The 6,442-nt window shown below is 37.7% G+C and carries 7 protein-coding genes and 1 tRNA gene; 2 read left to right on the top strand and 6 right to left on the bottom strand.

The window, feature by feature from the left end; all coding sequences use genetic code 11:
- Positions 1–175 precede the first annotated feature (175 nt).
- Both H5202_RS16760 and H5202_RS16755 read left to right on the top strand, forming a co-directional pair.
- Positions 176–252: transfer RNA gene (locus H5202_RS16760), tRNA-Ile, on the top strand.
- 214 nt (positions 253–466) lie between these two features.
- Complete coding sequence (locus H5202_RS16755) at positions 467–829, top strand: hypothetical protein (RefSeq protein WP_259397359.1); 363 nt, start codon at positions 467–469, stop codon at positions 827–829.
- Positions 830–1,081: 252 nt separating this feature from the next.
- Here H5202_RS16755 and H5202_RS16750 read toward each other — a convergent pair whose 3' ends face one another.
- From H5202_RS16750 to H5202_RS16725, 6 genes are all read right to left on the bottom strand, one after another.
- Positions 1,082–1,744 (bottom strand): hypothetical protein, encoded by a 663-nt coding sequence (locus tag H5202_RS16750; RefSeq protein WP_182773080.1) that lies wholly within the window; start codon positions 1,742–1,744, stop codon positions 1,082–1,084.
- Positions 1,745–2,640: 896 nt separating this feature from the next.
- Complete coding sequence (locus H5202_RS16745) at positions 2,641–3,774, bottom strand: AAA family ATPase (protein WP_182773079.1); 1,134 nt, start codon at positions 3,772–3,774, stop codon at positions 2,641–2,643.
- Entirely contained in the window at positions 3,774–4,688 is a 915-nt protein-coding gene (locus tag H5202_RS16740) for a primase-helicase zinc-binding domain-containing protein (protein ID WP_182773078.1), read from the bottom strand. The genes H5202_RS16745 and H5202_RS16740 overlap by 1 nt, the downstream gene beginning before the upstream one ends.
- Positions 4,685–4,966 carry a hypothetical protein gene (locus H5202_RS16735; RefSeq protein ID WP_182773077.1) on the bottom strand — a complete coding sequence of 94 codons (282 nt, stop codon included), beginning with the start codon at positions 4,964–4,966 and terminating at the stop codon, positions 4,685–4,687. Before H5202_RS16735 ends, H5202_RS16740 begins: the two co-directional genes overlap by 4 nt.
- Positions 4,967–5,098: 132 nt before the next feature.
- A complete protein-coding gene (locus H5202_RS16730) occupies positions 5,099–5,290 on the bottom strand; it encodes a helix-turn-helix transcriptional regulator (protein WP_182773076.1) in 192 nt (63 codons plus the stop codon).
- Positions 5,291–5,381: 91 nt separating this feature from the next.
- Positions 5,382–6,290: a hypothetical protein gene (locus H5202_RS16725; protein WP_182773075.1), complete on the bottom strand. Its 909-nt coding sequence runs from the start codon at positions 6,288–6,290 to the stop codon at positions 5,382–5,384.
- Positions 6,291–6,442: the final 152 nt, after the last annotated feature.

The raw sequence follows: 6,442 nt of genomic DNA, 5'->3' as shown, positions 1-6,442 counted from the left end.
ATAAATATTTTAAAAACCTGCTTCGGCAGGTTTTTTTATGCTCAAAAAGCCAATAATTGCTTAACAGATAACCAATTGAAACAAGATAAGTAAATACAATTAAAAACACGGGTGACAAGTGCCAACAAACTTCGTATAATTCCCCCGCTTTCGATAGTGACGACTATCTTAAGTCGGCCCCTTAGCTCAGTTGGTTAGAGCATACGACTCATAATCGTCAGGTCCCCAGTTCGAGTCTGGGAGGGGCCACCAATTCTGATAAGGCGTAGCAGGTTAGTACCTACTACGCCTTTTTCATATCTGAGCGTTACAGGTGCTGTAGCGGGTGACGTAGTGTAAAAATACCCATTAATATTACTCATGTTTAGAATCATTAAAACAAGCCTCACCTAGCGAATATCATGTAAAGGCATAATGGAAGCCATGCTCAATAAACTATTTATTAAGTAAACATCACAAAGGAAGTATGATGAAAAAAATCGCTATCATTTCTCTAGCATTGCTAACAATCTCTGGTTGTACCATTCGAGTAGCGGATCTAACAGTCGCCAGTACAAAGAACTTTGATTTAAACTCAGGAAACCTAGTTAAAGGTCAGCGTGTAACTGGTGAAGACTCATATCCTGTAATTCTTTTCCCTACAGGCATTCCGAATGTAAAGACTGCAATGGATAGAGCCATTGAATCAGAAACATGTGCGGTAGGACTTTCAGATCTTGTCATTACACAATTAAACCATTCGTTTATTATTGGTTCTATTGGTATGCGTGTTGAAGGCGATCTTATTATCGATAAAAGCAGAGCTGGTTGTGAAAACAAAGGCATCTAAAATCTATTAGATATAAAAACAGGCAAGTATTGCTAAATAACTTCGCCTGTTTTTATAAAACATATTCACCAAGCGGTATTTTTTACACTATCAATAAAGTACCACTATGAGTGAGGTCTAAGATGAGTAAAGCCCATATCATTGTATTGGTTAAGAAATTCACGCTAACGCCATAGACTGCAAGTTATGACGTTTAAAAAGCCATCCAAAAATACTCAATACTGACGGAACCAAAACTATTCTCTATTTGTATTAAACACCGACTTGTGACCTAAGAATTTGAAGTGTTTGTGCTGCGCAGCTTTTATTAAATATTATTCCCTGATAATCAGGTGATTTTTTTATAGCTTCCACGAAGTCTTTATTGGCCAAGGTAGTGTTTAAACCCTTATCAAATTCAGCTTTAAAAGTTGCCAATTGAATGTCTGTAAGAGTAACACCATTACCTTTTGCACGATTAATCGTTGCCGTTATCGCGCTATCAACAGCTGAACTAGCCGACTCACCCATTATCGTGGTATTGGTAATCATATTCCAAAGTACTGAGCAGTTAAAAACTGCCTCATCGCTTAGGCGAGTAATTAACTCAGCATCAGGTCCTGCGCATCCAGACAATTTATATACCTTATCTAAATTATCGGTTCCTTCGAAAATTACTAGTTTACTCTCCAAAACCACAAAATTTCTGAAACCAGCATATCCTCCCATTCTGTTTCGACTATTCACCTCACCGCAAACAGCATCTTCATTCTTAGAGTTCACGACTCTACTAAGCTTTTGAAACTTGGCACTATCTGCATCAATTAGATCTTGTTTCACTAATTCTTTTTCAATTAAAAATTCATCTGCGCTAACACTGGTAGCAACAAAGAACCCCATGAATATAAATATCCGACCTAATAATTGTAATTTCATATCTTCCCTTTTCTAATAATTGAACATCCTATTAACAATATAAACCTAAAAACGAGTACTAACACTCTATTAGAATGAATTATGTAAAATGTACTGTTATCAACGTTTAGATGTATTAAAAATCATAATTTAAAATTGTTTTTAATATGGTATTTTCTATTTCATCAACTATAAAATAAGTTGAAGATTAGCGAGTATCTAGCGTGTGTAAAAATTTATCTCTTAAGATGTAAGAAAACTCTACAATTAAGGCATGATCGATACTTCATCCCCTCAACCTAAAAATATGTGATGCCTTTAACGTGTCATAAAACTAAAGGTAAGGCCTAAGTCTCTCTAACGTTGTAAAAACTACGCTTACCCGTATTCAAAACAAGCCTATATGACGTATGTGACAAGTTTTTTCAAACACCCATGACTTCCAAATAATAATGCCTAACGACCTTAGAAAAGCCTTACTCTTTTTTATGAGTAAGAAAAACCGTCATCATTTGCATTTTTTTCATTAACTAAGGGCGCATGTGACTTTCAAATATTATCGCTTAAAGCTAAATCATATTAAGGCGCTAGCGAGGAATACACTCGATAGTGTCTAAGATGTCCAGAAATTCTGTCCCCAGTAAGCAGCTGGCCAGTGAATACCCCCTGTCTGAAAAATTACGAAAATTAGACAAATTGAAAATCTGACATAATCGCCACCAGCAAAGATAAGGCTTACTGACATTTTTCCGCCTTCACAACTAAGCGCAAGCTATTGAACTTAATTAATTTTATTAATATTTTTAATTTTCCTATTTTGTCTAATATCTCTATTATTACTAACCCCCCTAATTTTTTGATTTTTCAGTGCGTCCAAAAAAAAGCCCCCAATTAAGGAGGCTTATAGTTCAATTGTTCTAGCTAGCTGGTGGTATTAACTTTAACCGTTTTGCTGCTGCTGGATCACCTGCATTCCTTTGAGCGTGTTCCCATCGATAGCCAGCCATATAATCACCGCCTATGTGCTTTTCTAACACCTTTTTAACTTTCGGCCTAGATACAGCAATAGAATGAGCAACACTATTTATGATCTCAGTTTTAAGGGTTGTACCTTCTTCTATCGTTTCAATAATTGCGGTAATTATCTCAATGTTATCTTTACGCGATTGCTCTACATGAGCCGATTGCATTAACTTTTTAGCTTCTGATTCATCACGTATTTCAACAGTGGCCATTAAGCCCCTGTAATCCATACCTTGAACACTTCGATAATAAACATTGAGCTTTTGAGCAACATCGCCACGCTGTTTATTATTTTCAAAGGTTACAAGTTTTTCTGTTCCCGTTGGCGTATCTGTAGACGCAACATCCATAATGTATGAACAATCACAATCCTCTAATAAGTCTGACGTGCCAGCAAATACACGCTTACCTTCACCATCACGGTTTTTATTGGTATGCGCTAGCATGATCACCGAACCGCCCTTAGAAGAAAAAGAGCGCATCATAGTGCCAAACATAGTTGAGGCTTGCTTGTTCATAATGTCGGTAAACTTCTTAACAGTATCAAGTATCACAACCTTGCCCGCACAATCATCTGCACCAACTAGATGATTAATCACCCCTTCAAACACTGCCACACTAAAGCCTTCAAAGTTAGGTGATAACATTTTAAAACCGTGTTCTTCGGCTATTTCTAGCTTAGTGATCATCCCTTTGCCGTTGTCATCTGCATTTATAAAATAAACATATTCAGCTTTTACATCTCTACGCCTGATTGAGTCTATTAACATTTTTAAAATGATTAATGTTTTACCCGTATTAGGCGCAGCATAAAAGACCGTCATTTGCCCAGCAATGGCTAACTCTTTGAGAATATAAGTATCTGATTTCATTTTTTCGGCCATTTCTTTAGATTTCCCATTCAATGCATAATCATCAAAACTCATCGAAAATAATTTATCATTTACCACATTAGCTTGAGGCTTAATAGGCTGACCAATAACAGCCAATAGCTCAGCTTTAGGAATATCAGCACAGTCCGTACCCATCAGGCCACCTCACTTGCTGGTGGTAATACGTATGAACCATTAACCGCCAAAGCAGCTTTAATTGCTTCACGCTCACCAGTCCCGCTTTCGTCATTATCGGCAATAATGATAATGTCAGCCTTTGGCCTGCTAGATCGAATAACTAAAGCAACATTAATCAAATTACCTGCACTAAACGCGCACAATACAAGCGCATTAGGTAAGCACTCGGCCACCGCTGCACAAGTCGCAAAACCTTCACCAATGTATATTTGATTACTGTCTTTGCCTGATAGCGGATAAGAACCGCCTTTGACTTTAGAGCCTGCCAAAATATGCTTTTCACTATTCGGTTGTACAAACTGCAAACCTGATAATGTCGGGTTAAATATGGGAACCACCAGCGAGCCTTTATTCATGATGTAATCACCATAAGGATGAACCTTTTGAGTTAGCTCATAAGTTCCAAAGGATTGCACTTGCTTTGCATTCAAGTAAGCATTGCTTGCGAGTGCTGGTATGCAGGTTCTAACTATTGCAAGCGCCCTTGTTGCTGCTCTCATCCGTTTAGCTGCAAGCTTTGCCGCCTCTTGCGACTTAGCTTGTTCAGCCTTACGCCTGCTTCGTTCAATGGCTGCTGTATCAACTTTATACCCAACGGATAACCCAATGTAAGGCGCAACTAATAAAGCCGCCTCTCGTGCGTTGACGCTATGCACTTTGGCCACCAGCGATAAGCCGTCACCACTTCCACACCCTCGACAAACATACGTTCCGCGACCTTCTTTATCGTCAAATAAAAAACGGTCATGTCCACCACAATTAGGGCATGGTTGTGCTTTCTTATAGCGGATTTCACCACATTGGTTATTAAGGATATTCAACCATTGACCATTAGCTAACGAGGTGACATTGCGAATTAAATTATCACTCATGGGTTAATACTCCTTAGCTGCCATTTTTGGTTAGCAATATCATTAAGCGAATACTTTATTGCTAGAGTTAGATTCGCCATTTTGAAACCTTCGATAATGGCAAATTCACGTATTTGATAGTGAAGCCTATCTCGACTGTAATTTATTCCCTCATGCCTCATAACAAGCGTGTAATGATCAAGATAAAAATCGACACCTTTACTCATGAGTAAACTTTTAATATTCTCAACCGTAGCTACGGGACGGCCTTTCGACTGAATGAAAGTAACTTTATTCATATACTCTCCCGTTCACTTCATTAGATATTGATGTCGTGCTATCCTTAATCTGATAGCTTTTTAAGGTATTAGCTTTCAATCCAGCCGCTAAAGTCGTGCAAGACTTGTAGCGGCATTTTTTATTTAATTTATTCATGAATTTGCAGCCTCTAAACTAGCAAGCCAAGTAGAATATTGATCTTCTGACCATCCAATCGCACGGCCATTTTGCATTAAGGGTTTTGGGAATATTTGATCTTTCTGCCACCAGCGCCACAAAGTACGTCTGTCTCGGCCAGTAAGCTGTTCCATTTCAGGATATTTGATAATTCTTGTGCTCGGCATAAAGCCTCCTATTGTGATAACAAGTCTTAAATAAACTTATTATCACTAAGGCTAAAGCACGAATTCATGGTTAACGGGGGGGTGTGATTTTTTACTTTGATTTTTTTTTGGGGAATAGCTTTGAAACAGCGTTCAGGTAAGATTTCCATCCAACTTCATCACCATCTTCTGCATTTGCAAATCTTATATAACCTTCATTACCTTCCTCAAAATCTATTACCATTCCTTTAACTTTAAGCCTCTCAGCAAGGCTGCGAGGTTTTGATTTTACCCCATCTAGATAAATAAGCAGCGCTTTGTCCTCCTTAACAGTATTTAAGGCTGAAGCCATAGCAGAGTTTCTTCTTGAGCGTTGACCACCTTTTTGAGCTTTAGACATGAGCCTATCAATTCTTTGAATTTCACGTAGCTCAAAATCCAATAGCTTCCCCAAAGGGACACATATTTTGGAAATAATCTCATTTTGTACCGTCTCTAATTCAACCAGATCTTCGCCATTGTTCAGTTCTTTGTTAATTTTGTTTTCAAATTCACAAATACAAACAGCAATCCAAACTGGAAACCAATCTAAAGATTGCTTTTGTTCATCCGTGCGGTTAAATAAAGCATAGTAAATATCATATTCCTCAGGTTCAATAGCATGCTTTAATGAGGATTGGACATTTAAAAGTGGATGACTATTCGATTTTTTAGCTTCATTCATGTTGAATGAATAAGGTTCGATCTTCTTTTTTGGGTTTCGTCCCTCTCGATTTCTCTGTAATACATTTATTAATTCAGGAAAATCCCAAAACAGCCGACACACTTGCTGAATATCTTCCCAAGCGATTTCCAAACATGAATCTTCAACATTTAATGACAAAAAAAGGTGTGCGCTCGATGTTGATTGAGTAAGCATCGTCATTAACTCAGCATGCCTATTACTAGTTTGGCCAATTTTCTGCCATAACCCTTCATTAAGTTCAGTAAAACACTTTGAGTCTTTTATCGTGATTTCCATACAACCTCCCTACATATTAACCCTTATTGTAATGGTCAAGTATTTCTGGAGAGATTTTAAGCCGCTTTTTTTAACTCATTATATTTTTGATGTGGCGTCTTATAATCTATTGCTGAATGTCTGCGTTTGTAATTGTAGAACTGGATATATTG

It is taken from the genome of Shewanella sp. SG41-4 (assembly GCF_014164505.1).
GTDB lineage: Bacteria > Pseudomonadota > Gammaproteobacteria > Enterobacterales > Shewanellaceae > Shewanella.
The sequence above is the reverse complement of the archived record's forward strand: the minus strand, read 5'-3'. Positions and strand labels throughout refer to the sequence as shown.